General features: G+C 35.9%; 22 protein-coding genes, 1 tRNA gene and 1 riboswitch. Of the genes, 15 read left to right on the plus strand and 8 right to left on the minus strand.

Features of this window, described 5'->3' with window-relative positions:
• Window positions 1–163: 163 nt before the first annotated feature.
• Together J2Z80_RS02425 and J2Z80_RS02430 are read right to left on the minus strand one after the other, a co-directional pair.
• Window positions 164–520, minus strand: a complete 357-nt coding sequence (locus J2Z80_RS02425) for a hypothetical protein (RefSeq protein WP_209452967.1) — start codon at window positions 518–520, stop codon at window positions 164–166.
• Between the two features lie 149 nt (window positions 521–669).
• Window positions 670–742: transfer RNA gene (locus J2Z80_RS02430), tRNA-Arg, on the minus strand.
• Window positions 743–889: 147 nt separating this feature from the next.
• Between J2Z80_RS02430 and J2Z80_RS02435 the strand changes: the two genes are divergently transcribed.
• Window positions 890–1,492 carry a 50S ribosomal protein L25/general stress protein Ctc gene (locus J2Z80_RS02435; RefSeq protein ID WP_209452968.1) on the plus strand — a complete coding sequence of 201 codons (603 nt, stop codon included), beginning with the start codon at window positions 890–892 and terminating at the stop codon, window positions 1,490–1,492.
• Window positions 1,493–1,554: 62 nt separating this feature from the next.
• Here the strand turns inward: J2Z80_RS02435 and lysA are convergent, their stop codons facing one another.
• Window positions 1,555–2,892, minus strand: a complete 1,338-nt coding sequence (gene lysA, locus J2Z80_RS02440; protein ID WP_209452969.1) for a diaminopimelate decarboxylase — start codon at window positions 2,890–2,892, stop codon at window positions 1,555–1,557.
• Between the two features lie 116 nt (window positions 2,893–3,008).
• A riboswitch (Lysine riboswitch) is annotated at window positions 3,009–3,202 on the minus strand.
• Window positions 3,203–3,325: 123 nt separating this feature from the next.
• On the opposite strand from lysA, the gene J2Z80_RS02445 reads away from it, so the two are divergent.
• Window positions 3,326–3,778, plus strand: coding sequence for a CBO0543 family protein (locus tag J2Z80_RS02445; protein WP_209452970.1), 453 nt, complete (start codon window positions 3,326–3,328; stop codon window positions 3,776–3,778).
• A gap of 234 nt (window positions 3,779–4,012) precedes the next feature.
• Window positions 4,013–5,128: an ABC transporter ATP-binding protein gene (locus J2Z80_RS02450; RefSeq protein WP_209452971.1), complete on the plus strand. Its 1,116-nt coding sequence runs from the start codon at window positions 4,013–4,015 to the stop codon at window positions 5,126–5,128.
• Between the two features lie 49 nt (window positions 5,129–5,177).
• Here J2Z80_RS02450 and J2Z80_RS02455 read toward each other — a convergent pair whose 3' ends face one another.
• The 5 genes from J2Z80_RS02455 to J2Z80_RS02475 all read right to left on the minus strand — a co-directional run bounded on the left by J2Z80_RS02455 (window position 5,178) and on the right by J2Z80_RS02475 (window position 10,320).
• Window positions 5,178–5,906 carry a GltB/FmdC/FwdC-like GXGXG domain-containing protein gene (locus J2Z80_RS02455; protein WP_209452972.1) on the minus strand — a complete coding sequence of 243 codons (729 nt, stop codon included), beginning with the start codon at window positions 5,904–5,906 and terminating at the stop codon, window positions 5,178–5,180.
• A complete protein-coding gene (locus J2Z80_RS02460) occupies window positions 5,907–7,172 on the minus strand; it encodes an NAD(P)/FAD-dependent oxidoreductase (RefSeq protein WP_209452973.1) in 1,266 nt (421 codons plus the stop codon).
• Window positions 7,173–7,616 (minus strand): 4Fe-4S dicluster domain-containing protein, encoded by a 444-nt coding sequence (locus tag J2Z80_RS02465; protein WP_209452974.1) that lies wholly within the window; start codon window positions 7,614–7,616, stop codon window positions 7,173–7,175. It abuts the gene before it with no gap.
• Between the two features lie 77 nt (window positions 7,617–7,693).
• The gene (locus tag J2Z80_RS02470; protein ID WP_209452975.1) at window positions 7,694–9,199 is read right to left on the minus strand and encodes a glutamate synthase-related protein; all 1,506 of its coding nucleotides are present in this window, start codon (window positions 9,197–9,199) and stop codon (window positions 7,694–7,696) included.
• On the minus strand, window positions 9,196–10,320 hold the full coding sequence (locus J2Z80_RS02475) for a class II glutamine amidotransferase (protein ID WP_209452976.1): 1,125 nt from the start codon (window positions 10,318–10,320) through the stop codon (window positions 9,196–9,198). Before J2Z80_RS02475 ends, J2Z80_RS02470 begins: the two co-directional genes overlap by 4 nt.
• Before the next feature lie 328 nt (window positions 10,321–10,648).
• Between J2Z80_RS02475 and J2Z80_RS02480 the strand changes: the two genes are divergently transcribed.
• The 12 genes from J2Z80_RS02480 (at window position 10,649) to J2Z80_RS02535 (ending at window position 25,745) form a co-directional block, all read left to right on the plus strand.
• Window positions 10,649–11,698 carry a PucR family transcriptional regulator gene (locus tag J2Z80_RS02480; RefSeq protein WP_209452977.1) on the plus strand — a complete coding sequence of 350 codons (1,050 nt, stop codon included), beginning with the start codon at window positions 10,649–10,651 and terminating at the stop codon, window positions 11,696–11,698.
• A gap of 39 nt (window positions 11,699–11,737) precedes the next feature.
• A complete protein-coding gene (ftsE, locus tag J2Z80_RS02485; protein ID WP_209452978.1) occupies window positions 11,738–12,424 on the plus strand; it encodes a cell division ATP-binding protein FtsE in 687 nt (228 codons plus the stop codon).
• Complete coding sequence (gene ftsX, locus J2Z80_RS02490; RefSeq protein WP_209452979.1) at window positions 12,414–13,301, plus strand: permease-like cell division protein FtsX; 888 nt, start codon at window positions 12,414–12,416, stop codon at window positions 13,299–13,301. The genes ftsE and ftsX overlap by 11 nt, the downstream gene beginning before the upstream one ends.
• Before the next feature lie 12 nt (window positions 13,302–13,313).
• A complete protein-coding gene (locus J2Z80_RS02495) occupies window positions 13,314–14,453 on the plus strand; it encodes a murein hydrolase activator EnvC family protein (protein WP_209452980.1) in 1,140 nt (379 codons plus the stop codon).
• A 130-nt stretch (window positions 14,454–14,583) separates the two neighbouring features.
• Complete coding sequence (locus tag J2Z80_RS02500; protein ID WP_209452981.1) at window positions 14,584–15,783, plus strand: S41 family peptidase; 1,200 nt, start codon at window positions 14,584–14,586, stop codon at window positions 15,781–15,783.
• A gap of 9 nt (window positions 15,784–15,792) precedes the next feature.
• Window positions 15,793–17,025 (plus strand): PDZ domain-containing protein, encoded by a 1,233-nt coding sequence (locus tag J2Z80_RS02505; protein WP_209452982.1) that lies wholly within the window; start codon window positions 15,793–15,795, stop codon window positions 17,023–17,025.
• A gap of 12 nt (window positions 17,026–17,037) precedes the next feature.
• Complete coding sequence (locus tag J2Z80_RS02510; protein WP_209452983.1) at window positions 17,038–17,754, plus strand: 2-phosphosulfolactate phosphatase family protein; 717 nt, start codon at window positions 17,038–17,040, stop codon at window positions 17,752–17,754.
• Between the two features lie 100 nt (window positions 17,755–17,854).
• The gene (uvrB, locus tag J2Z80_RS02515) at window positions 17,855–19,840 is read left to right on the plus strand and encodes an excinuclease ABC subunit UvrB (protein WP_209452984.1); all 1,986 of its coding nucleotides are present in this window, start codon (window positions 17,855–17,857) and stop codon (window positions 19,838–19,840) included.
• 54 nt (window positions 19,841–19,894) lie between these two features.
• On the plus strand, window positions 19,895–22,678 hold the full coding sequence (gene uvrA, locus J2Z80_RS02520; RefSeq protein WP_209452985.1) for an excinuclease ABC subunit UvrA: 2,784 nt from the start codon (window positions 19,895–19,897) through the stop codon (window positions 22,676–22,678).
• A 9-nt stretch (window positions 22,679–22,687) separates the two neighbouring features.
• On the plus strand, window positions 22,688–23,089 hold the full coding sequence (locus tag J2Z80_RS02525; protein ID WP_209452986.1) for an FHA domain-containing protein: 402 nt from the start codon (window positions 22,688–22,690) through the stop codon (window positions 23,087–23,089).
• Between the two features lie 12 nt (window positions 23,090–23,101).
• Window positions 23,102–24,346, plus strand: coding sequence for an FtsW/RodA/SpoVE family cell cycle protein (locus J2Z80_RS02530; protein ID WP_209452987.1), 1,245 nt, complete (start codon window positions 23,102–23,104; stop codon window positions 24,344–24,346).
• A complete protein-coding gene (locus J2Z80_RS02535) occupies window positions 24,318–25,745 on the plus strand; it encodes a peptidoglycan D,D-transpeptidase FtsI family protein (RefSeq protein WP_209452988.1) in 1,428 nt (475 codons plus the stop codon). The genes J2Z80_RS02530 and J2Z80_RS02535 overlap by 29 nt, the downstream gene beginning before the upstream one ends.
• Window positions 25,746–25,750: the final 5 nt, after the last annotated feature.

A 25,750-nucleotide genomic window follows, 5' to 3' on the forward strand; every position in this document is an offset into this window, starting at 1 on the left:
CTCAGACCGAGATTTTGCCTACCGCTTCCTTCAGATTCCACCTCGCGATGGACACCCTTGCGGTTCAGCTAGTGGTTCCCACTACCAAGCCCACAACGGACTTTCACCGCCTAGTTATCGCCCATGCCGGGCGCACAATAAAAAACATAGAGCTTTAAAAGCTCTATGTTAAGCCGCCAAAAGATTTGATAACTTTTACTACATCGTTTGTTTTGTCATCAGTGACTTCCACATTTAATTGGATATTTGCATCGGTAATTTCGTCATAATAACCCATTCCGCTTATCATTGGATCTGACATAAGCAAAGGGCTTTTTCTTATGTCAAAAGGATAGCCTGACTTTAAAACTAATGATGCTAAAGTTGGTCCTGTATCGGTTCCAGCTATGTTTTGCTTATCGTTGTAAGTATCCGCATATTTATCGATAATATCCACATATGCCTTGAAGCCCATGTTTTTTAAATAATTAGCAGCTTTGTTAGCGCTTTCTAAGTTGTAAAAATATGCATTTAATTTCATAAAATCACCCAAATATATTTTGGGCGCAATTTAAACATATATACATGGGAAAAATTACGCTGTTATAAATATAAGCAAACTTTTTCTGATGCTTTTTAAGGGTAAAAAATAAATGACATAATATGTTAGCGAATAGTATTATATTTTAATGCGCCTGACAGGAATCGAACCTGCGACCTCCCGGTTCGGAGCCGAACGCTCTATCCACTGAGCTACAGGCGCATAAAACTTCATAATACATTATATCCACATTAGAAGATATAAGTCAACTGTAAATTTTATTTTAGAGGCATTAGTTTGATATTTCCATGCTGTAGTGTTATAATTAAGAAAAAATCAAATAATAATAAGCATGAAGGAGGAGAGACAATGCAAAATGTCGAACTTGAAGCAGTATTGAGAGTACCGGGTAAGAATGCGGCCCGCAAATTAAAGGAAAAAGGCTACATTCCTGCCATATTATACGGAAAAGGCATGGAGAGCATTCCACTGGCTGTTGAGACCGGTAAGCTTCGCACAATAGTACAAAAATACGGCAGGAATGTCCTCCTCAATCTAGTAGTAAATGGTGCTACACATCAAGCAATATTGAAAGATGAACAGAGAGATGACTTGACGGGAAAGCTGATACATATTGACTTTCAGCGTGTTTCTATGAATGAAAAAATTGAGGCAGCAGTACCATTAAAAATAGAAGGTATTGGTATCATTGAGAGCAAAGGCCTACTTGTTCAGCACCAAAAATGGGAGCTTAATGTAGAGACACTACCTGCATCTCTTCCAGATGAAATTGTGGTAGATGTATCGAATCTGAAAATTGGCGATACATTGTTTGTAAAAGATGTAAATGTTCCTGAAGGAGTTGAAAAGGTAGACGATCCTGATGAGGTTATTTTGACAATAGTTGCTCCGAAGAATGCGGACGTGCCTGAGACAGATGAGGGTGTTGAAACTTCATCAGAAAATGGCTAAGGTTTGAAAACAAGATAAGTTTAGTATTTAGAAACAGACAAAAGGAGCAATATCTGCTCCTTTTAATAATTTATAATCTTTTTATTTTCATTTAATAATCTTTGTGGTATCACGTCATTTCTTATCAAGTCTTCGTAAGATTCCCTTGCTACTATCAAATCTGCTTCACCATTGTTTACAAGTACTGCAGCAGGTCGGGGGAGACGGTTGTAATTGCTTGCCATCGAGTAATTGTAGGCACCTGTGCAAGTGACAGCTATAATATCTCCACTTTCAAGTTGCGGAAGTTCTATATCCCATATTAGCATGTCACCAGATTCACAGCACTTACCAGCAATAGACACCTTTTCAAGGTTGATTTTTCTAGCTTTGTTTGCAACAATTGCATTGTATTTTGCACCGTATAGTGCTGTGCGTATATTATCTGCCATTCCGCCATCAACTGAAACGTATTTTCTCACACCCGGTATATTTTTGATTGCGCCAACTGTATACAATGTAGTACCAGCATTTCCTATTATTGAACGGCCGGGTTCTACGATGATATGTGGCATTTTTATATTTAAGTTTTTTGAATATTCTTCAACAGATTTCATTATTTCGCTTGCTATTAATTCTATTGGTTGTGGATCATCTTCCTCCACATATGCAATGCCGAATCCACCTCCTAAATCAAGTTCACCAACTTCCCAACCAGTGTGATCTTTAACTTTTTTTAGGAAATTCATCATAATGTCAATTTCTGCCTTATATGAATCGTAGCTAAATATTTGCGAACCAATGTGGCAATGAAGACCAGTTAAATTGACATTATCCAATGTTAGTGCATACTTTATAGCATCAAGCGCATCTCCATTAAAAAGCGGAAATCCAAACTTTGAATCAATTTGACCAGTTTTGATGTATTCATGTGTATGTGCTTCAACACCTGGAGATACCCTTAAGTAGATATTAGGCTTTTTACCCATTTTAAATGCTAACTCATTTAACATATTTAATTCAAACCAGTTATCGACTATGATGCAGCCAATGTTGTATTCTAATGCCATAGTAAGCTCATCTGCTGATTTATTGTTACCATGGAAATAAATATTTTTGACAGGGAAATCAGCTTTTAAAGCTGTGTATAGTTCACCACCTGAAACTACATCAAGGCCTAAATTTTCTTCTTCAATGATTTTACAAATGGCGGTAGTCATAAACGCCTTACTGGCATAAATCACTTCATTTCCGGGGTAGTTTCTTTTAAATCCATTGTAGAATGAACGACAATTTTCTCTAAGCTGTTCTTCATCTATAACATATAACGGAGTCCCGTATTGTTTTGCTATTTTAACTGTATCGCACCCAGCTATTTCTAAATGTCCTTTTGAATTTATGCGCATGTTTCCTTGAAACACAAAATCATCTCCATTGCTTTAATAATTTAAATTATAAAAACCACCATATAAATAAAAACAGCTAAGGTATTTTCTTTAGCTGCGCTTTAATATACATAAAAATACCTCCTTTCCCCAAGCGAGATAGCTCATCACAAATAGCCTGGGTAAAGCTATCTGTGACAGTCCTATACATATTATGTATAGGCCCAGCTGTGCAGATATTAAGGTATCTACACGCTTCGGCGGATTTATCCCTTTCACATACAATCATCGGTTCCTTAAAACCTAATGTATGCTACTCTTGATTCTCCGCTCCTCTACCTCACCTTCAAGGAAGATGAGGTACGTATTTATTTTTTTACTATGATACCATTAAAAACTTCCTGTGTCAACATATTAATAAAATGTTGGGGGAATAATTAATAATAGCACTTTCAAAGGGAGTGATATTATGCAATGGCTGATAGTTTCAATAGTTTCATGGTTAATTTTTATATTGCTTATAGACTTAAAGCAGATAAAGTATACAATATGGGCAGGAATTCTAGCTGTCATATGCCAGTTAATAATTGACAACATGGCATTTCACTTGAAACTATATGACTTTAAAAACGATATTATAGAGATTTTTAATTCTTCACTTTTCTTTACTTTTGGAGCGCCATTTACAATAGGAACTATATTTGCTCAAACTTATCCTAAGAATAGAATGCTTAGATTTATCAATATTTTTGTTTCAACGGCACTGTTTTTTGGGATTGAATATGCATTAAAGCTTTCAGGCGTTCTTTATTACATACACTGGCATTATTTTTACAGTATAGTGATAGATATTTTAGCTTTAATGTCATTAGGAAATTTCATTACGATATTCAAGTTAGCACCGTGGATGAGAAGTAAGTAAGAAGATAAGGAAGGTGAATTATGATTCAGTTCATTATAATTGTTGCCATAGATTCAATACTTGTATATTTGTGGTTTAGATATTTGGACAATATTAGGAAAAAAGGCCAAGGATAATGAATAATATACAAAAAATGAGTGTAAATATCATAAGTATTGTATATTTGAAATGTTTGAAAATAATATTATAATATAAGTATCAAACGTTTACCAATATTAAGGGGGATATCTAAAGATGGCTGATGTTGTTCTTAAACATGTATACAAAACATATCAAGGTGGAGTAACGGCTGTTAAAGATTTTAACTTAGAAATAAAGGACAAAGAATTTATAGTTTTAGTAGGCCCATCTGGATGTGGAAAATCTACGACATTGAGGATGGTTGCAGGTCTTGAGGAGATAAGTCAAGGAGAATTATATATCGATGGAAAGCTAGTAAATGATGTACCACCAAAGGACAGAGATATAGCTATGGTGTTCCAGAATTATGCATTGTATCCACACATGACAGTTTATGACAACATGGCTTTCGGCTTGAAGCTGAGAAAAGTACCGAGAGCAGAGATAGACCAAAAAGTAAAAGAAGCAGCTAGAATACTTGGAATAGAAGAGTATTTAAAGAGAAAGCCAAAAGCGCTGTCAGGTGGACAGAGGCAGAGGGTTGCATTGGGTCGTGCTATTGTACGTAATCCGAAGGTATTCCTTATGGATGAACCTCTTTCAAACCTTGATGCTAAATTAAGAGTACAAATGAGGACAGAGATTGCTAAGCTCCACGATAGACTTCAGACTACATTTATATATGTAACACACGACCAGACAGAAGCTATGACGATGGGTTCAAGGATAGTTGTTATGAAGGATGGTGTCATACAGCAAGTTGACAAGCCACAGGTTATATACGAACATCCAGACAATTTGTTTGTGGCAGGTTTTATTGGAAGTCCACAGATGAACTTCATTGATGCAAGACTTGAAAGTTCAGACGGAAAAGTATATGCATCATTCAAAGGTTTTAAAATTGTAGTTCCTGATGGAATTGTGAAAAGATTAAAAGATGAAAGCTATATAGGTAAAGAAGTTGTATTAGGCATAAGACCTGAAGACCTCCATGATGAGGAAGTATTCCTTGAAGCATATCCAGAAAGTGTAATAGAGACAAAAGTTGATGTTACAGAGCTGATGGGTTCAGAAACTTACCTTTATCTCGATCTGCAGGGACAACCGTTAACAGCAAGAGTTGATCCAAGGTCAACAGCAAAAGCAGGCGATGTTATTAAGATAGGCATAGATACAAATAAACTCCACTTATTTGATAAGCAAACGGAAGTTACAATATTAAACAGATAAAAAACAAACCCCATAGGATAAAAGTTATTTTCCTATGGGGATATTTATTTTATGCATATAATTTTTCATATGGTCTGCTTCCAGCGGGGTGCAGCTTGATAAATTTATGGTTCATAATCTTATCAAAGTCATAGTCAAAGTAGGATGAGAAGTTTTTGACATATTTGCTTATTACTTTCAAGTCATCATCTGTTGCATCTTCTTTTATGACTTCCTTTCCGAGTTTGTAGTCTTCCACATCTCCTCTTAGATATATTACACCTCCGTGCATCCCTGTTCCACAATATTCGCCAACTATATCTTTTTTGTTTTTAAGATTCAATACTATCATGCATCCACCTGCCATGTACTCGCCAAAGAAATCGCCAGGAGTTCCTCCAATTATAATGGCAGGGATTTTATCTTTGTATTGTTTCATGTGAATGCCCACTCTGTAACCTGCATCATTTTCTATATACATTGTTCCGCCTCTCATGCCGTATCCTACTACGTCACCAACATGCCCATGTATTATAATACTACCATCATTCATAGTATTTCCAATAGCATCTTGACCATTGCCAAATACTTCAATTGTCAAGCCATCCATAAATGCTGCCAAGTCATTGCCTGGAGTTCCTTCAATGTTGATTTTTGTTTTGCCATTTAAATTATCTCCTATATATCTTTGACCATTTACGTTTTTCAGATTGATTACATCTTCGCCGGATTTAACTAATTCTTTGATGATTTCATTTAGATCTTTGTAATGCATGTCTTGTGCATCTATCGTCTTCATTTATCGCACCTCCTGGCCTAACATTTTAGATTTTCTTAAGTCCTTTGGGAAATTGATGTATCCAAAATCATCTTTTAAAAGCTGATTTCTAAATGGTGTAACGTCAATTTTTTCTCTTATTAAGCCTGTATATATTCCTGCTCTATCGACATCATTTATCAATATGAATCCAACGATGTTATTTTCTTTAAGAACGATCTTTTTGTAAGTATTTTTATCGAGATCTGCTTTTACCATTACATCATATGATTCATCAGGAGGATTTATAATTCCCGCTGTTATGATGTAAGTATCCTTATATCCTATTGAATTCATGGGGAATATACCGTTTGTTGTATTTTCAATGCCGATCATATTTAAACCAGCAGTTTCTCCTTGTATATACGCATTAGGCCATATAGGTACAACTCTATTTGAATTTAAAAGCATATCAAATCCTTCTGCAACATCTCCTGCAGCGTATACATCGTCAACGTTTGTCTTCATATTTCTATCTACCAATATGCCACGATTGATTTTTATAGATGTTCCCTTCACAACGTCTGTATTTGGAGTTACACCTATGGCAAATATCAGTATATCTGTTGGCAAAACTTCACCATTTTTCAAATGCACTTCTTTTACATAATCTTCACCGACAATTTTATCAATTGTAGTGCCAACTTTTATTTTGATGCCGTCTTTTAGTAATCTTTTTGTAACAATTGATGCGGATTCATTGTCCAGTATTGTACTTAATATTCTATCTGCCAGTTCTACTATTGTCACATCTGCACCAAGTGCATGAAGTCCTTCTGCAGCTTTGAATCCTATCAATCCACCTCCGACTATTACTGCTTTTGAATTAGGTTTAATGGATGATTTTAATTTTTTTGCTTCATCAAGTTTGATAAAGGTCTGGATATTTTTCTTATCAAGTCCGTCAATAGGTGGGATAAATGGCTTTCCGCCTGTGGCTATTAATAATTTATCATATTTTACTAAATCGCCATTTTCTAGTATGACTGTCTTTTTGTTCTCATCTACAGATACTGCTTTTGTGCCAAGTATCGTTTTAACATTATTTTTTTGATAAAAGTCTTTACTTCTATATGCCATTTTTTCTTCTGTAACAGTATCTGCAAGGTAGTATGATATTAACGGTCTAGAATAAACATGATATTTTTCATCGGAAATAACTGTTATGTTTGATGTCTTGTCGTGCTTTCTAATTGCTTCCACTGCCCCAACCATTGCAGCGGAGTTTCCGATTATTACTATATCCATCTAAATACCTCCTTCTGTGAATACAAGAGCTTCGTTAGGACAGTTTTTTACGCAGGCGGGTTCGCCAGTTTCCGCACAAAGATCGCATTTTGAAGCAATTTTGTTATTTAAATCCCTTACTATTGCACCAAAGCTGCAAACAAGAACGCATGTCCAACATCCCACACATTTATCTGTATCGCAAGTCACAACTCCTGTTTCAGGATCTTTTTGCATAGCTCCTGTTATGCAGGCTTTGACACAAGGAGCATCGTCACAGTGTCTGCACTGTAATGAAAAAGATATAGGACGTTCTTCTTCAATTATGATTCTTGGTGCTGGACGTGTGCTGTCCAATTTGTACGCTTTTAGCACATCTTTGTATTTTGAATGAGACGTTATGCAGTATACTTCGCAAAGTTTGCATCCGACGCAAACTTCTTCCTTTGCATATACCTTCTTCATATATATTTCAATCCTTTCATTCAGTATAATATGGATATATATGATTAAATGATAGATAAAAAAATAATTATTAAAGCTTATTCACCGGCGGCTAGTATGCCTAATATATCTAACTCTTTCTGGGTCATGCCTATTCCTCTCAGCATCAGCCTGTTGCCTTTTAAGCTTTCAATATCATTTATTCCCATACCGCCAAGCATTTCTTGTATCTCATGTCCCCATGCTGTAATAAGGTTTATAAGCCTCTTGTATCCAATTTCAGGATTTAATCTTTTTACTAAGTTTGGATCTTGAGTTGCGATGCCCCAGTTGCACTTTCCAGTATTACATTGTTGACACATATGGCATCCAATGGCGATTAAAGCTGCAGAACCTATATACACTGCATCGGCTCCAAGGGCAATTGCTTTTATTATGTCTGCACTGTTTCTAATGCTTCCTGCAGCGACGAGGGAAATGGTGTGCCTTATGCCTTCAGAGCGAAGTCTTGAGTCGACAGATGCTATTGCAAATTCAATAGGAATGCCTACGTTATCTCTTATGCGCTTTGGAGCTGCACCTGTGCCGCCTCTAAACCCATCTATAGCAATGTAATCTGCACCGGCCCTTGCAATGCCTGATGCTATTGCTGCAACATTGTTTACAGCGGCTATCTTCACACCGACAGGTTTTTTATAGTCTGTGGCTTCTTTTAATGAGTAAATCAATTGGCTCAAGTCTTCGATAGAATATATGTCGTGATGGGGTGCAGGTGAGATAGCATCGCTACCGACAGGTATCATTCTTGTTTCAGATATGTCTTCGCTGACTTTTTCACCAGGCAAATGTCCGCCGATTCCTGGCTTTGCACCTTGACCTATCTTTATTTCTACTGCTGCTGCCGTTTTTAAATATTCTCTATCAACTCCAAATCTGCCAGATGCAACTTGAACGATGGTGTTTTCGCCGTATTTTCTAAAATCCTTGTGAAGACCACCTTCACCAGTATTGTAATATATTCCTAATTCTTTTGCTGCCCTTGCCAGTGAAGCATGAGCATTGTAACTTATGGAACCATAAGACATAGCAGAAAACATGATAGGAAAATTTAATTTAAGTTGCGGAGGCATCTTTGTTTTTACATTTAAATTTTCATCCAGTTCTATCTTGTCAGGTTTTCTTCCTATAAATATTTTAAGTTCCATTGGCTCTCTCAATGGGTCAATTGAGGGATTTGTAACCTGGCTTGCGTTGATTACCATTTTATCCCAATAGATTGGATATGGTCTGTCATTTCCCATTGCAGACAGAAGTACACCTCCAGTTTCTGCCTGCCTGTATATATCTCTTATTGCGTCGTATGTCCAGTTTGCATTTTCGCGAAACACCTGAGGGTGTTTTATGATTGTTAAAGCATGTGTGGGACACATTACAACGCATCTTTGACAGTTTACACATTTGTAATCATCTGCTATCATTTTGTCTAAATCTTCATCATAGCTGTGGACTTCATTGGCGCATTGTCTCATACAGACTTTGCAATTTATACATCTATCATAATCTCTTAATACCTTGAATTCTGGAGTGAGGTAATTAAGGCTCATGCAGTAACCTCCTTTTTATCATAAATTTCTGAGATGTTTTGTTGCTCAATTTCGGCTATGACAGGTTCTCCACCTTTAGGTATCCAAACCTTGTCAGGATTTTTGCAAACTCTTCTTATTGCGGATTCTTCACTTGCAACATATATCATGTCCCCTTGACTTGCAGCAGTTAAGGGTCTCAGTTTTATTCTGTCATTGATGGCAATAAACCCATTATCGTAAGTTACTATTATAGAAAATGGGCCATTTAGCAAAGCTTTGCTGTAGATTATTTTAAGGTTGTAGTACAATTCTCTTTCCTTTGGAGATAAGCGCTCGACTTGATTCCAAAGAGGAGATGCTATTACTTTTGCAGCCAATGTGACTGGAAGTTTATGTTTTCTTAGAAGCAGATCAAAAATATATGCAGCTACTTCTGTGTCGGTCATAAGTGTACATGAATATCCAAACTCTTCTAAATATTTGCGGTTTGTATCATATGATGAAAGTTCTCCATTGTGTACAACTGAAATATTTAAAAGATTGAATGGATGTGCACCACCCCACCAGCCAGGAGTATTTGTAGGAAATCTACCGTGGGCAGTCCACATGTATCCATTGTATGTTTCTAATTTATAGAATTCGGCTACATCTTCTGGATATCCGACAGCTTTAAAAACACCCATATTTTTCCCACTGGAGAAGATATAAGCGCCATCTATATTTTTATTTACATTGAAGATAAATTTTACTATAAAATCTTCGTCATTCATTTCACTGGCATTCAATACTTCCAGTTTTGGCAATACAAAATATCTGTGGATTAAAGGAGCATTTTTAATGCTTTGCGTTTTTCGTGTTGGTATTTTTTCTTCATAAGCAATAACAAAATTTGCTTTTAGTAAGTCCTCTGTATCCTGTTTTGCTTTTGCGTCGTCATAGAACATATGAAACGCATAATGTTCTTTAAAATCTGGATAAATGCCGTAGGCAGCAAAGCCACCACCAAGACCATTTGATCTATCATGCATCGTTGCAATGGAATCAGCAATTATTTGACCAGAAAAAACTGCTCCCGATTTGTCTATTATTCCGCTAATAGCGCAACCAGAAGGTATCCTGATATTTCCTTCTTTCAACATTTTATAACCCCCTTAAAAAATTTTATGTGAAAGATTTTTTTTGCAAACTGCAATTTTTAAAAATGCAATGCTGTATAAAATTTCACAGCAAACTGTATGGAGCTAACCTTTTAACGAGTTAAGAGTGTTATCAATATTATATTACATTTTTTGAAAATTGCAATATAAAAAAATTGAAATTCATTGTAATAATATTTTTTTTATTGTTTTTTGTAAAAATAGGCATTTGACATTTTACAGCAAAATAATGATAAATTCTACAATACCTATTTTTTCTACTACAAAATATTGTATAATTATAATATACTTTATATTAAGGTGGTATTGTATGAATATTTACGATAGTATAAGAAAAGTTGTTAAGGATTATCAGAAATACGTGACAGAACCTATTTTTCTCATTGATAAAGAAGGTAAATTGATTTATTCAGGTGATGAAAGTTTATCAAAAAAAGAAGGAATTTTTGCTGTAAATAGAGAATTTATGGAGAGAAAAGATGTATACGAATGGCAAGGTATGACATTTAACAACATATTTGTAAATGGGTGGCGTTTTTTGACTGTTGGTGTAAAAGGCACTGGCGACAATGCAAAAAACACGGTTATGCTTTTGTCAACGAGCTTTGAACATTTAAGAAATCAGGTATCAAAAGAGGATTTCCTACTAAAATTGCTTATTGGTGTTTTGAGTAGAGATGAGATTGAGTATTACATGGAAAAGTATAAACTTGAAGAAAAAAATTTATACAGGGTTATTATAATAGAATCCTACGATCCGATTGACGATGCTTTTAAAGTTGTGGGCCATATATTTGAAAAGAATAGTTATCAAACGGTAATTTTAAGTAGCAACAAGTTTGCGGTATTGCTTTTAGAGTCTGTGTCTGTCGACATAGATAAAGCCACAAGGACTTTAAAAGATACAATAGAATCAGAAGTATATATAAAGATAAACATTGGTGTTTCTAATAAAGCGTACAATTTTATAGATATCAGCAAAGGATATAGAGAAGCAAGTATTGCTTTAAAATTTGGCAAAAAGATTGACAACAATGAAAGAGGTATCTATTTTTACAGAAGTTATGCATTAGAAGAATTGCTTTTAGAGATTCCGCAAGACGTGATAAAGAGATTTTTGGAAACTTTGACAAATGGTGAATTAGATTATTTTAATGATGATGAGCTCGTTTCTACATTAAACGCATTTTTTAGGAATAGCCTTAATCTAAGCGAGACATCCAGAGATTTGTACATTCATAGAAATACACTTGTTTACAGATTAGATAAAATACATAAACTGACAGGCTTTGATCCAAAGCAGTTTAACGATGCAGTGATGTTGAAAGTAATAATGACATTTGTGAAGCTATTGACGTAGGTTGTAGCAAGAACAATTTTGAAAGGGATGTAAAAGGGTATGATAAAATTTGTTGGGGTTTCAAAGAAGTATAAAAATGAAATTATTGCCGTTTCAAATATTAATTTTACAATTGACAATGGTGAATTTGTTTTTTTAGTTGGACCCAGCGGTGCTGGCAAATCAACGATATTGAAACTATTGCTAAGAGAAGAAATTCCTACGACAGGAAGCATATTTGTAGACAAGAAAGATATAACAAAATTAAAAAGAAGAGACGTGCCTTATTTAAGAAGAAATATAGGAGTAGTATTTCAAGATTTTAAACTTTTGCCGAATAAAACAGTGTATGAAAATATAGCTTTTGCACTACAGATAGTGGAAGCTGAGCCAAAGTATATAAGGAGAAGGGTTCCAATGGTTTTGTCGCTTGTTGGGTTAAGTGATAGAGCCAATTCATACCCACAGCAATTGTCTGGTGGTGAACAGCAAAGGGTGTCAATTGCAAGGGCTATTGTAAATGAGCCTTCAATTCTTGTAGCTGATGAACCTACAGGCAACCTCGATCCTGATACGTCGTGGGAGATAGTAAAGTTATTATCTGAAATCAACAAAAGAGGAACTACTGTAATTATGTCTACACATGCTAAGGACATTGTAGATTCAATGAAAAAAAGGGTTATTGCTCTTGAAAGAGGAAATATTGTAAGAGATGAGATGAGAGGTGCTTACGGATATGAAGCTTAATACGGCTTTTTACTATATAAGAGAAGGCTTTACAAATGTTAAAAGAAACAGGGCTATGACTGTTGCATCTATTACGTCTGTGACAGCGGCACTGTTAATACTTGGACTGTTTTTGATAATTATACTTAACGTTGATTCAATGGCAAATCAAGTTGAATCACAATTGGAGCTTAAGGCATTTATAAATGATAGCTATGATATGTCAAAAGTAACAAAGGTTGGCGATGAGATAAAGGCAATTGATGGTGTCAAATCCATAACTTTTGAGTCTAAAAAGGATGCATTAAATAATTTCAAAAAGCAGTTAGGAGACAAAAGCTATTTAGTAAATGGACTGGAAAATGACAATCCAATGCCACAATCGTTTATTGTAAAAGTTACTGATGCAAATATGATGAAGCAAGTGGCAGAAGAGATAAAAAAGATTGATGGAGTAACACAGGTAAGCTATGGTCAAGACGTTGTAGATAAACTGCTTGGAATTATAAAGATAATAAGGATAGTTGGCCTTTGCGTGATACTTATTCTCTTTATAATTTCAGTTGTCATAATATCAAATACGATAAAGCTTGGTGTTTTTGCAAGAAGGAGAGAGATTAACATCATGAAGTACATCGGCGCAACAGATTGGTTCATAAGATGGCCGTTTCTTGTAGAAGGAATTGTACTAGGGCTAGTTGGATCAATATTGGCTATTGTGATTTTAGGTTTAATATACGGCTATGCTGCAGACTTAGTAAATAACAAATTGGTAATTTTTACACTTTTACCTGTAAGAAATGTGTTGAGGCAAACGCTTATGTACTTTTTGGCCATAGGGTCTTTAATAGGTGCTCTTGGTAGTGGAATATCAATAAAAAGATTTTTAAATGTCTGAGGAGGTATATTATTGAAGGAAGGAAGATGTAAAAAGATAATTTTTGTGTTTTTGGTATCAGTATCGCTTTTGACAACTTCATTTCCTAAAGCAGATCAACTGCAAGATGCAAAAAACAAACTTAATAATATTCAAAATGCCATAAGTCAAAATAAGAATAAGCAAAACCAGATTGCAAATCAAAAGGAAGATATACAAAAAGAAATTCAAGATTTAGACATGAAATTGAATGACACTACAAAGCAGTTAAATGACGCACAGGCAAAATTAAATGATGCAATTGCAAAATTAAATAAGGCACAGCAGGAACTTGATGCAGCAAAAAAAGAAGAGGCTAAGCAAAAAGACGTCTTAAAGGAAAGAGTTAGGGCCATGTACATAAGCGGAGGAGAGACGGGCTATCTTGATGTGCTTTTAAGCTCGAAAAGTTTCGCAGATTTTGTTACGAGGCTTGATATGATAAAAAAACTTGTTGGCTTTGATGTTAATCTTCTCAATTCTTATCAAGAGCAAAGAAAAATCGTTGAGGATAAAACGAAACAGTTGGCCTTAGCAAAGCAAGATGCAGAAAATTATAAAAATCAGGTAGAAGCAAGAAAAAGAGATATACAGGTTGCTTTGTCCTCAAGAGAAGGATTTATGAGGGACTTAGAGAGGCAGCAAGCACTTTACGAGGAACAAGAAAAAGCTTTATTAGAGCAGTCAAAGCAGCTTGAGAGTACCATAGCTAAACTGCAGTCTTCCAATACGGTTTATTCAGGAGGAAAATTGGGCTGGCCTGTTCCAAGCAGTTCAACAATAACATCGCCATTTGGGACAAGATATCATCCTATTTTGCATGAATACATAACACACACAGGCATTGATATAGCAGCATCGTATGGCGCTGCCATTGTAGCTGCTGCTGACGGAAAAGTTATATATGCTGGCTACTACGGAGGATATGGAAATGCTGTTATAATTGATCATGGCGGTGGCATAACTACATTATATGGACACAATTCACAACTTCTGGTAACTGTAGGCGAAACAGTAAAGAGAGGTCAGCAGATTGCAAAGGCCGGAAGTACAGGGTTATCAACAGGTCCCCACTGTCATTTTGAAGTGCGAAAAAATGGCGTGCCTGTTAATCCAATGGACTGGTTAAAATAGCCGGTCTATTTTTTTTATCAGTATATTATTGTATAATAAGATGTAACATCATATAATTTAAAGAACTGTTTTTATTAAGTTGACAGTTTAATATTTGACTTAACATAGTAGAAAGGAATGAAAATAATACATGAAAAGAAAAAGGATAATTGCTGGTGCGGTTTTATTGGTGTTTATTAGCAGCATGTTGACATTTTATCTAACAAGGCTTATACCGCTTGCTTATGGCGAAGCTGTCATTATACCAAGAGAAGAATATGAGCTAATGCAGCAGTACAGCAAGCTTTTTCAAGTTAAGAACATATTGACAAATGATTATGTCGATAAAATAGATCAATCAAAACTTGTTGATGGTTCTATAAAAGGTCTTGCTAGCTCTCTGGGGGATCCGTATACAGTTTACATGGATAAAAAAGACTATCAAGATTTTACGACACAGACGACAGGTTCTTATGCAGGTGTCGGCATCGTAGTTTCAGTTGATAATGATGGACACATAGTTGTTGTATCTCCAATGAAAGGCACACCTGGTGAAAAAGCAGGAATAAAATCGGGTGATATAATAGTATCCGTAGACAATGTAAAAGTGAATGGAAATAACTTAGATAAAGCTGTTTCTTTAATGAAGGGGCCTCAAGGCACAAAGGTTTCACTTGTGTTAATGAGGGATAACAAACTTATAAATAAGACATTGACGAGAGAGATAATCAAGTTGCAGACAGTAAGCAGCACAATGCTGCCAAACAAAATAGGCTACATCAAAATGACGATGTTTGATGAAAATACATCGGCAGATTTTACTAAAGCACTGAATAATCTAAAAACTCAGGGTTTGAATGGACTGATAATAGATTTGAGGGATAATCCTGGAGGGATTTTAGAGCAGTGTGTCAATGTAGCTGACGAACTTTTGCCGAAAGGGCTTATTGTATCAACTAAAGGTAGAAATAAAAAGGATAATCAGGTTATATATGCAAAAGGTCCGGGATTGCAAAAGCCAATTGCCGTACTTGTCAATGGCGGAAGTGCCAGTGCATCTGAAATCCTTGCTGGCGCCATAAAAGACAGAAAAGTTGGAGTGCTGGTTGGAACCAAGACGTTTGGGAAGGGTCTAGTGCAATCAGTTATAGATTTTGGCGATGGAACTGCTCTTAAATATACTTCAGCAAGGTATTATACTCCAAATGGAGTAAATATTCAGGGGAAAGGCATTGAACCAAATTACGTCGTTGAGCTTCCTAAGAATTACGTTGTGACAGATACACCTGATTTAAAAGGTGATACACAGCTTATAAAAGCATATGACATAATAAAATCGGAAATCAAATAAGGTGTTTATATGGTATATTTAAAGTTAATCTGGCTGATAGTAAAATCTATTGCTCTTATGATATTAAACCCACTTATGTGGTTAGTTGTAGCTTTTATATTTTTTCAGTATAAAAAAAATATAGAAATTGAAAGACAAATGGTGGGTAGAGAACAGACTTCTCTTAAGGATCAAGTTCTGGATTCCACCATATATGGGTTTTTGACGGGAATTTTAGGCAGCATAATCATAGTTTTGCTGGGTATAACAATCGACAATATAGGAATAGAGTATGTATTTCCTCTTGCAATATTATTGATGATTATAAACCCTAGATATATATGTTTCTCTTATGCAGGAGGCATTGTATCAATCATAAGCTTAATAACGGGCTTTCCTAATGTTAATGTAGCTGGCCTTATGGCTATAGTCGGAATACTTCACTTAATGGAAAGTATACTTATATACATTGATGGCTCTGTAAACAGCATACCGATTTTTGTAAGACTGAGAAATGGTAAAGTAGCTGGTGGATATACCATGCAAAAATTCTGGCCAATCCCCTTTGTGGCATTATCCACGACCACAGCCATACTAGGTGGAGCATCATCTGTAAATATGCCTGATTGGTGGCCTCTTTTAGGTCCTTCATCAAATTTAAAAAACATAGTTTTTATTATGATGCCTGTAATTGCAGCATTGGGTTATGGAGATATTGCACTTACGGAGATGCCACAAAAAAGGGCACAAAAATCTTCAAAGAGACTTTTTGCGTTTAGCTTAATTCTTATAACATTTTCCTTACTAGGAAGTAAAATTTATATTTTTAAGTGGGTTGCCGCAATTTTTGGACCATTAGCACATGAGGTACTTATAATTATTGGCCAAAAGGAAGAAAGGAACAGAAAGCCGTTGTTCGAATCACAGGACAATGGATTGATGATTCTGTCTGTAATGAAAAATTCTCCTGCTGAGCATATTGGCTTAAAACCCGGCGATATCATATTGAAAATAAACGACATTCCTATAGATAGTGAGGAAGATATAAAAAGGCTGCTTTACAATAATCCCACAATATTGTTTATCATTGTAAAGGAACCTGATGGCAATTATGTGAAATATGAATACAGAAATTGCAAAGGCGTAAATTGGCTCGGTGTTTTAGTAGTACCACGCTATCCGGAAAATATATATCGTATAGATGAAATGGAAAATGGAGGTTTGTTAAAAAGTCTAATCCGAAAATTCAGGAAGAAAAACTAGGAGGTCATGCAAGTGTTTGTAGAAACTTATGAGACATATAATGCAGTTTACGACAAAATTCTAAAAGGTAAAGTAGTAGTTGTAATAGATACATTGAGAGCTACCAGTGTTATTACTACTGCTCTTGTCAATGGTGCAAAAGAGATAATTCCTGTTGTAGATATTGAAGATGCTATAAATATTTCTGGCCATTTAGAAAGAGATATGATTTTATTAGGTGGTGAAAGAAATGCTGTAAAAATTGAAGGATTTGACTTATCAAATTCACCTCTGGAGTATTCAGAAGATGTTGTGAAGGGCAAGACTATTATAATAACTACAACAAATGGTACGAGGGCATTAAAGAAAGCCTCATCATCAGATGATGTAGTCGTTGGGTGTCTTCTAAATGTGACGTCTGTAGCAGATTACATTTACAAAGAAAATAAGGATGTAGTAATTATTTGTGCCGGAACAGAAGGGAAATTTTCTATCGATGATATCATTACTGCCGGTGCTATATTGGATAGGCTTGAGAAACTTTCTCCGTATGAAAGTGATGATTTGTCTAAAGCGTCGTATTTTTTATATAAATCATTTCAGGACAATATTTTAAACATAATGAAGTATGGGTATCATTTAAACAGAATTGAAAAGTTAGGTTTTCATGAAGATGTGGAGTTCTGTACGACTATAGATAAATTTTCAGTAGTTCCGAAATACGTAAATGGTGTAGTAAGATTGATATAAAGCCGGCATTTGCCGGCTAAAAACATATGTTTGTGTTGATTTTTTATATATGGTATAATATTATAAAATGTTTGGAATGGATTTATAGAAGGTGTTAATCATGAGTGAGTTTAAACTTGTGTCAGACTACAAGCCAACAGGTGATCAACCAGAAGCGATAAAAAAATTGACGGAAGGCGTCAATATGGGTCTTAAGTGCCAGACATTGCTTGGTGTTACTGGTTCTGGAAAAACATACACGATGGCTAATATCATAAAAAATGTTGATAAGCCTACGCTTGTTATAGCCCATAATAAGACTTTAGCGGCTCAGCTTTGCTCAGAATTTAAAGAATTCTTTCCGGAAAATGCCGTTGAATATTTTGTAAGTTACTATGATTATTACCAGCCTGAAGCATATGTTCCACAGACTGATACGTATATAGAAAAGGATGCATCTATCAACGAGGAGATTGATAAATTACGCCATTCGGCTACTGCGGCTCTTTTTGAGAGAAGGGATGTTATAATTGTTGCCAGTGTTTCATGTATATACGGACTGGGGGATCCAGAAGATTATGAAGACTTGATGCTTTCCCTAAGACCAGGCATGGTAAAAGACAGAGACGAGATTTTAAAAAAATTGGTTGATATACATTACGAGAGAAATGACATAAATTTTGTCAGAGGCAAGTTTAGAGTAAGAGGAGATGTCATCGAAGTTTTTCCTGCATCATCATCTGATAAAGCTATCAGGATAGAGCTTTTTGGAGATGAGATAGACAGGATTACCGAGATAGATGTACTGACTGGAGAAATAGTTGGAGAGAGGAACCATGTGGTTATTTTCCCGGCTTCCCACTACGCCACGTCAAAAGAAAAATTAAAAAGGGCAATAGAAAGCATTGAAAAGGAATTGGAAGAAAGGTATAAAGAACTTAAAGATCAAGGCAAAATTTTAGAAGCTGAGAGACTTAAACAGAGGACAAATTATGACATAGAAATGCTCCAAGAAGTAGGCTATTGCTCAGGAATAGAGAATTATTCAAGGCACATATCAGGGAGGCCTGCCGGAAGCCCACCATATACGTTGTTAGATTATTTTCCCGATGATTTTTTGATGTTTATTGATGAATCCCACGTTACAATACCTCAGATTAGAGGGATGTACAATGGAGACAGGGCTAGAAAGGAATCTTTAGTAGATTTTGGATTTAGGTTGCCGTCAGCATTTGATAATAGACCGTTAAAATTTGAAGAATTTGAAGATAGGATAAATCAGCTTATATGTGTATCCGCAACACCTGGGCCTTATGAGCTGGAGCATTCTGAAAGGGTTGTGGAGCAAATAATACGTCCTACAGGATTAGTAGATCCTGAAGTTAAAGTAAAGCCTGTTAAGGGGCAGGTAGATGACCTTTTAAGCGAGATAAAAATAACTGTAGAAAAAGGTTACCGCGTATTAGTGACGACGTTGACAAAGAAAATGGCGGAAGATTTGACAGACTATTTCAATGATATGGGTGTGAAAGTGAAGTATCTCCATTCAGATATTGAGACGATAGAGAGAATGGAGATAATAAGGGATTTGAGGCTAGGAAAATTTGATGTCCTAATTGGAATAAATCTGCTGAGAGAAGGTCTTGATATACCTGAAGTGGCATTAGTTGCCATTCTTGATGCTGACAAAGAGGGCTTTTTGCGTTCTGAAACTTCGCTTATACAAACTATAGGTAGAGCTGCTAGAAATGCTGAAGGAAGAGTAATAATGTATGCTGATACTATAACAGACTCTATGAAAAAAGCCATAAATGAGACAAATAGAAGAAGAGCCATACAGATGGATTACAATAAAAAGCACGGTATCACCCCAAAAACGATTGTAAAAGGGATAAGAGATGTAATAGAAGCCACAAAAGTAGCAGAGGAAAAAGTTTCGTATAGTGTCAAGAAAGCAGAAGTAGTAGACAAGGTATCTATTGAAAAAATGATAAGTGAACTAGAAAAAGAAATGAGAAAAGCTGCCAAGGAACTGGAATTTGAAAAAGCTGCTAAACTTAGGGACAGAATATTTGAACTTCAAAAGATGATTGAAAATGCTATATAATTATCCAAGAAATTATTTATACCACTTTGTTTCAATTGAAAGGAAGAAAGTAAATTGGCAATAGATAAAATCGTCATCAAAGGTGCAAAAGTTCATAATTTAAAAAATATAGATGTGGAGATACCGCGGGATAAATTTGTAGTAATAACTGGCCTATCAGGCTCTGGTAAATCTTCCCTGGCATTTGACACCATCTACGCTGAGGGTCAAAGAAGGTACGTTGAATCCCTCTCTGCGTATGCAAGGCAGTTTTTAGGGCAAATGGATAAACCTGATGTGGAGTATATCGAAGGTTTATCGCCTGCGATTTCCATAGACCAGAAGACTACCAATCGAAATCCTCGTTCAACAGTTGGGACAGTTACAGAAATCTACGATTATTTGAGGTTATTGTACGCAAGGATAGGCGTGCCGCATTGTCCTAAGTGCGGTAAAGAGATTTCAATGCAGACGGTAGACCAGATGGTAGACAGGATAATGAAATTAAGTGAAGGCACGAGGATACAGGTTCTTTCGCCAATCATAAGAGGGCGGAAAGGCGAATACCAGAAGCTTATGGAAGACATCAAGAAAAGCGGATACGTTAGAGTGAGAATAGATGGAATAATGTATGATTTAAGTGAAGAAATAAAATTAGAAAAGAATAAGAAACATACAATTGAAGTTGTCATAGATAGAATCATTATAAAACCACGTATCGAATCAAGACTTACAGACTCAATAGAGTCTGCTTTGAAATTATCCGACGGTGTTGTTACAATCGATGTTATAGATGGAGAAGGATTTACAATGTCTGAAAAGTATTCATGCCCTGACTGCAATATAGGCATAGAAGAACTATCTCCAAGGATGTTTTCTTTCAATAGTCCATACGGGGCTTGCCCAACTTGTGCAGGACTTGGCGAATTTATGAGAATAGATCCTGATTTACTTATAAGAGATAGAAGTAAATCCTTAAAAGATGGAGTATTTTCAGGCTTTATAGTTTCACAAGAAAGCTACACATATCAAAATATATTGAATCTTGTAGAAAGCTTTGGATACACAGAAAATACTCCATTAGAAGATTACAGTGATGATTTAATAAATATATTGTTGTACGGGAAAGATAAAAACGGTAAAAGGCATGGATTTGAAGGGATTGTAAATAATCTTGAGAGAAGATATAATTCTACAAATTCAAGCTTTATGAGGGAAGAAATCGAAAAGTACATGAGACCAATTGTTTGTCCTGATTGCCATGGTGCTCGTCTAAAACCTGAAGTGCTGGCTGTTACGGTAAGCGGTATGCCAATAAATAAGATAACCGATCTATCTGTGACAGAACTTTTGAGATTTATGGATGAGCTTAAATTGACAGAGAGAGAAGAGTTTATAGCGCATCAGATAATAAAGGAGATTAAAGCCAGACTTAATTTCTTAAAAGACGTAGGACTTGATTACCTTACTCTTTCAAGAAATGCTGGCACTTTGTCAGGAGGAGAGTCACAGAGGATAAGGCTTGCAAGTCAGATAGGCTCAGGACTAGTAGGGGTCACTTATATTCTTGATGAGCCCAGCATCGGGCTTCATCAAAGGGACAACGAAAGGCTTTTAAATTCCCTTAAAAAGTTAAAAGATCAAGGAAATACGTTGATTGTTGTAGAACACGATGAGGATACGATGTTTGCGGCTGATTACATTGTTGATGTAGGTCCAGGGCCTGGAGAACACGGTGGTAAAATCGTGGCAGCAGGAACAGTAGAAGATATCATGGCATGTGAAGAATCTCTAACTGGCCAATATTTAAGCGGAAAGAAAAAAATAGATGTTCCTAAAACGAGGAGAAAACCTAATGGTCACTATTTGACAGTGCGTGGTGCTAGCGAAAATAATTTAAAAAACATCGATGTGACATTTCCTCTTGGGATTTTGATATGTATAACAGGTGTGTCCGGGTCAGGTAAAAGTACACTCATAAATGAAATACTTTATAAAGCGCTTGCACAAAAATTGTACAAAGCTAAAGACATTCCTGGCAAATACTCATCTATAGAAGGGATTGAATTTATCGATAAAGTGATAAACATCGACCAGTCACCTATAGGAAGAACACCTAGGTCAAATCCAGCCACATATACAGGCGTATTTGATCCAATAAGAGAATTGTTTTCAAATACGCCAGATGCCAAAATGAGAGGTTATAAACCTGGCCGCTTTAGCTTCAATGTTAAAGGCGGAAGATGTGAGGCTTGTGGTGGCGATGGCATAATAAAGATAGAAATGAATTTCCTTCCTGATGTATATGTACCATGTGAAGTCTGCAAAGGCAACAGGTATAATAGGGAAACTTTGGATATAAAATACAAAGGTAAAAATATTTCTGATGTTTTAAATATGACGGTGGAAGAGGCATTAGAGTTTTTTAAAAACATACCAAGGATAAAAAGCAAACTTGAGACATTAAATGATGTTGGACTAGGGTATATTAAACTGGGGCAGCCTTCCACACAGCTTTCTGGTGGCGAAGCCCAAAGGGTTAAGCTGGCAACAGAATTATCTCGACGTTCAACAGGAAAGACTGTGTATATACTTGACGAGCCGACTACAGGACTTCATTTTGCTGATGTAGACAGGCTTTTAGATGTCTTAAACAGGCTTGTAGATGGAGGTAATACGGTTATAGTGATAGAACACAACCTTGACGTCATTAAATCAGCCGATTATATTATCGATATGGGACCTGAAGGCGGTGACAGAGGAGGAAGGATTGTGGCTACCGGTACACCGGAAGAAGTAGCTGAAAACAACTTTTCATATACTGGGCAGTTTTTGAAAAAAATTCTTGCCAGACAATGAGGTGTTTTTATGTATCAACTGGCAGCAAATATATTAAAATATGTATTATTATTGCTTATATATCTATTTTTGTACAGAGTTTTTAAAATTATATATCTTGATATAAAAGGCGTAAGAAAAGAGAGAGAAGTAACAAAGGCAAAACTTGTGTCACTCTCTGGTAAAGGCAGCTTTAACCTTTTTGAGGTGACTACGATAGGAAGAGCTGATGACTGTGATATAGTCATGGAGAATCCTTACGTTTCCAGCAAACATGCCATGATTAGGAAAAATGGTAAAAAATTCATCATACAAGATTTAAACAGCACCAATGGCACATATGTAAATGGAAAACGCGTTAAAAATATAGCTAGGATTAAAAACAATGATGTAATAAAATTTGGCAATGAAGAGTACAGATTTTTGATTTAAGGTGGTATTTTAATGGAAGAATATGTCAAGACAGGCTCAAAGGCTATGAAAGATATCTTTTTGATATTCGTAATAGCGTTTATGCTGCTTTTCATATATCATAAGCCTAAAGGCTTTGATACAATATACCTTACAATAGCCTTTTTGCCACTTATTTATATTGTATATTACCTACATGTCAGATTATTTCCAATGGGAGAAATTCAGCTTATAATTTTAAGCTCTTTTTTGGCAGAGATGGGCCTTATAATGATATACAGAGTAGCGCCGGATTTGATTTTAAAACAGATTACGTGGATTTTTATTGGTTTCATCCTGTATTTTGTTTCATCTTACGCTTCTAAATACTATGACTTCTTCTATAAATTCAAATATGGGAATTATTTGTACTTGGCAATATCATTTATATTGCTGTTTTCTACGTTCGTATTAGGTAAAGAAATTGGAGGCTCTAAAAACTGGCTTACTTTTGGCTCCATTTCAGTGCAGCCGTCGGAAATTGTAAAGATAATATATATAATTTTTCTTGCAAGGTACTTAAAGGATAATAAAACTGCAAAAGACATAATTAAAGTTGGCGCAATAACAATCGTTATTGTTGGAATATTAGTCATTGAAAAAGATCTGGGTACTGCCCTTTTGTTTTATTTGACAACTACATTTATGATATTTGCTGCAACATCTAGTCTTTTGTATACGGGTGTAAGCGTCGTTTTGCTAGGATTTGGCGGAGTAATTTCATATTTTCTTTTCAACCATGTTCGAGTAAGGATTCAGGCGTGGCTAAATCCATGGATGGATGTTCCTGGAAAGACATATCAGATAGCTCAATCGCTTTTTGCAATTGGTGCAGGAGGTTTTTTCGGTACCGGTCTTGGAATGGGGCATCCTGAATATATTCCTGTTGTGGCCAGTGACTTTATTTTTTCTGCTATAAGCGAAGAATTTGGTATGTTAGGTTCAGTTGCGATAATTCTAGTGTATTTTGTGATCATGTATAGAGGCATAAAAGTTGCACTTGATGCAAAAGATGACTTCGGAGCATTAATTGCGATAGGTCTTACAAGCATGTTTAGCTTGCAGGTTTTTACTATTATAGGCGGCGTCATTAAGTTCATACCACTTACAGGTGTAACACTGCCTTTTGTAAGCTATGGAGGCAGCTCAATGGTAATGAGCTTTATCACATTGGGTATGTTGAATGGTATCGCAGTAAGAGAGGATGAGGATGTTGAACAGTATGAACCGCAACATTAAAATACTTTTTGCGGTCTTTTCAATTCTATTTTTAAGCCTTATAGCATATCTATCGTATTTCCAACTGTATGAAAAGAACAAGCTTATAACTAGTTCATATAGTGTGTACAACAAAAGACTCATTGAGCAGGAAAAGAAGATTTTAAGGGGAAGTATTTACGATAGAAATGGCAATGTTCTAGCAAAAAGCACTATTGTAAATGGTGAGCAGATAAGGCAGTATCCAGATGGTATTCCTTTTGCGAACATAATTGGTTACAGCCGGAGAATATATCAACAGGGCAGTGCAGGAATAGAAAAAACATATGACAGAGAGCTTCTCGGAATGATAAATACAGATCCGATGACCTTTTTAAGGGAGACTGTCTTAGGGAAAAGCCAGGCAGGTGATGATGTTGTACTGACTGTAGATAAGAGATTGCAGGATCTAGCTTATAATTTATTAGGCGGCAGAAAAGGTGCGGTGGTTGCACTGAATCCGAAGACAGGTGAAGTTCTAGCATTGGTATCATCACCATCATACGACCCAAACACGCTTAGTGAAAATTGGGACAGCATCATGAACAGCCCTGATCATCTGGTCTTAAATAGAGCGACACAGGGCCTGTATCCGCCTGGTTCAATATTTAAAATAATTACTGCTTCTGCTGCTTTGACATATAAGCCTGACATTTATAATCAAGTATTTAATGATCCAGGCTATGTAATTGTTGATGGAGATAAAATAACCAATTATGACAGTATAGCATATGGAACAATAGGCTTTCAAAAGGCGTTTTACGTTTCTTCAAATACATCATTCGTGAAAATTGGACTTCAGGTAGGAAGGTCTGATCTTGAGTCTATGGCAAATAAATATGGGTTAAACGAAAGTGTTCCATTTGATATACCTGTTGAAAAAAACCAGTTTCCGTCAATTCCTTTAATAAATGGGAAAGTTCAATTGGCAGAAAGTTCTATAGGTCAGGGTAAAACGTTAGTTACGCCATTGACGATGGCATTGATGGCATCTGCACCTGCCAACGGTGGAGTAATAATGAAGCCATATCTGATGGATTACGTTAAAAACCCAGTTACGGGAGAGATATTAGAAAAGACAACGCCAGAAAAATATCTTAATCCTATAAGTAAGGATGTGGCAGATAAAATAAAGCAGCTTATGATAGGAGTTGTACAGCAGGGTACAGGCACAGCTGCACAGATACCAGGAATAACCGTTGCAGGAAAGACAGGCACTGCTGAAAATCCGCAGGGCCAGGCACATGCTTGGTTTGTAGGATTTGCACCGGCTGAGAATCCTAAAATTGTTGTTGCTGTCATAGTTGAAAATGGAGGTGCAGGTGGGGCTGTTGCAGCGCCTATTGCTAGGGAAATAATGAAAGCATATATGGGATATTGAGATTA

It is taken from the genome of Thermoanaerobacterium butyriciformans (assembly GCF_017874545.1).
GTDB lineage: Bacteria > Bacillota > Thermoanaerobacteria > Thermoanaerobacterales > Thermoanaerobacteraceae > Thermoanaerobacterium > Thermoanaerobacterium butyriciformans.

Bases quoted from the DNA above. Each gene is read 5' to 3' on its own strand.
- J2Z80_RS02425 (WP_209452967.1), bottom strand. From the start codon at position 520: ATGAAATTAAATGCATATTTTTACAACTTAGAAAGCGCTAACAAAGCT.
- J2Z80_RS02475 (WP_209452976.1), bottom strand. From the start codon at position 10,320: ATGTTGAAAGAAGGAAATATCAGGATACCTTCTGGTTGCGCTATTAGC.
- J2Z80_RS02465 (WP_209452974.1), bottom strand. From the start codon at position 7,616: ATGAAGAAGGTATATGCAAAGGAAGAAGTTTGCGTCGGATGCAAACTT.
- J2Z80_RS02525 (WP_209452986.1), top strand. From the start codon at position 22,688: ATGTATCAACTGGCAGCAAATATATTAAAATATGTATTATTATTGCTT.
- J2Z80_RS02445 (WP_209452970.1), top strand. From the start codon at position 3,326: ATGCAATGGCTGATAGTTTCAATAGTTTCATGGTTAATTTTTATATTG.
- J2Z80_RS02460 (WP_209452973.1), bottom strand. From the start codon at position 7,172: ATGGATATAGTAATAATCGGAAACTCCGCTGCAATGGTTGGGGCAGTG.
- J2Z80_RS02480 (WP_209452977.1), top strand. From the start codon at position 10,649: ATGAATATTTACGATAGTATAAGAAAAGTTGTTAAGGATTATCAGAAA.
- J2Z80_RS02500 (WP_209452981.1), top strand. From the start codon at position 14,584: ATGAAAAGAAAAAGGATAATTGCTGGTGCGGTTTTATTGGTGTTTATT.
- uvrB (WP_209452984.1), top strand. From the start codon at position 17,855: ATGAGTGAGTTTAAACTTGTGTCAGACTACAAGCCAACAGGTGATCAA.
- ftsE (WP_209452978.1), top strand. From the start codon at position 11,738: ATGATAAAATTTGTTGGGGTTTCAAAGAAGTATAAAAATGAAATTATT.
- J2Z80_RS02450 (WP_209452971.1), top strand. From the start codon at position 4,013: ATGGCTGATGTTGTTCTTAAACATGTATACAAAACATATCAAGGTGGA.
- J2Z80_RS02455 (WP_209452972.1), bottom strand. From the start codon at position 5,906: ATGAAGACGATAGATGCACAAGACATGCATTACAAAGATCTAAATGAA.
- J2Z80_RS02535 (WP_209452988.1), top strand. From the start codon at position 24,318: ATGTTGAACAGTATGAACCGCAACATTAAAATACTTTTTGCGGTCTTT.
- J2Z80_RS02435 (WP_209452968.1), top strand. From the start codon at position 890: ATGCAAAATGTCGAACTTGAAGCAGTATTGAGAGTACCGGGTAAGAAT.
- ftsX (WP_209452979.1), top strand. From the start codon at position 12,414: ATGAAGCTTAATACGGCTTTTTACTATATAAGAGAAGGCTTTACAAAT.
- J2Z80_RS02505 (WP_209452982.1), top strand. From the start codon at position 15,793: ATGGTATATTTAAAGTTAATCTGGCTGATAGTAAAATCTATTGCTCTT.
- J2Z80_RS02530 (WP_209452987.1), top strand. From the start codon at position 23,102: ATGGAAGAATATGTCAAGACAGGCTCAAAGGCTATGAAAGATATCTTT.
- J2Z80_RS02470 (WP_209452975.1), bottom strand. From the start codon at position 9,199: ATGAGCCTTAATTACCTCACTCCAGAATTCAAGGTATTAAGAGATTAT.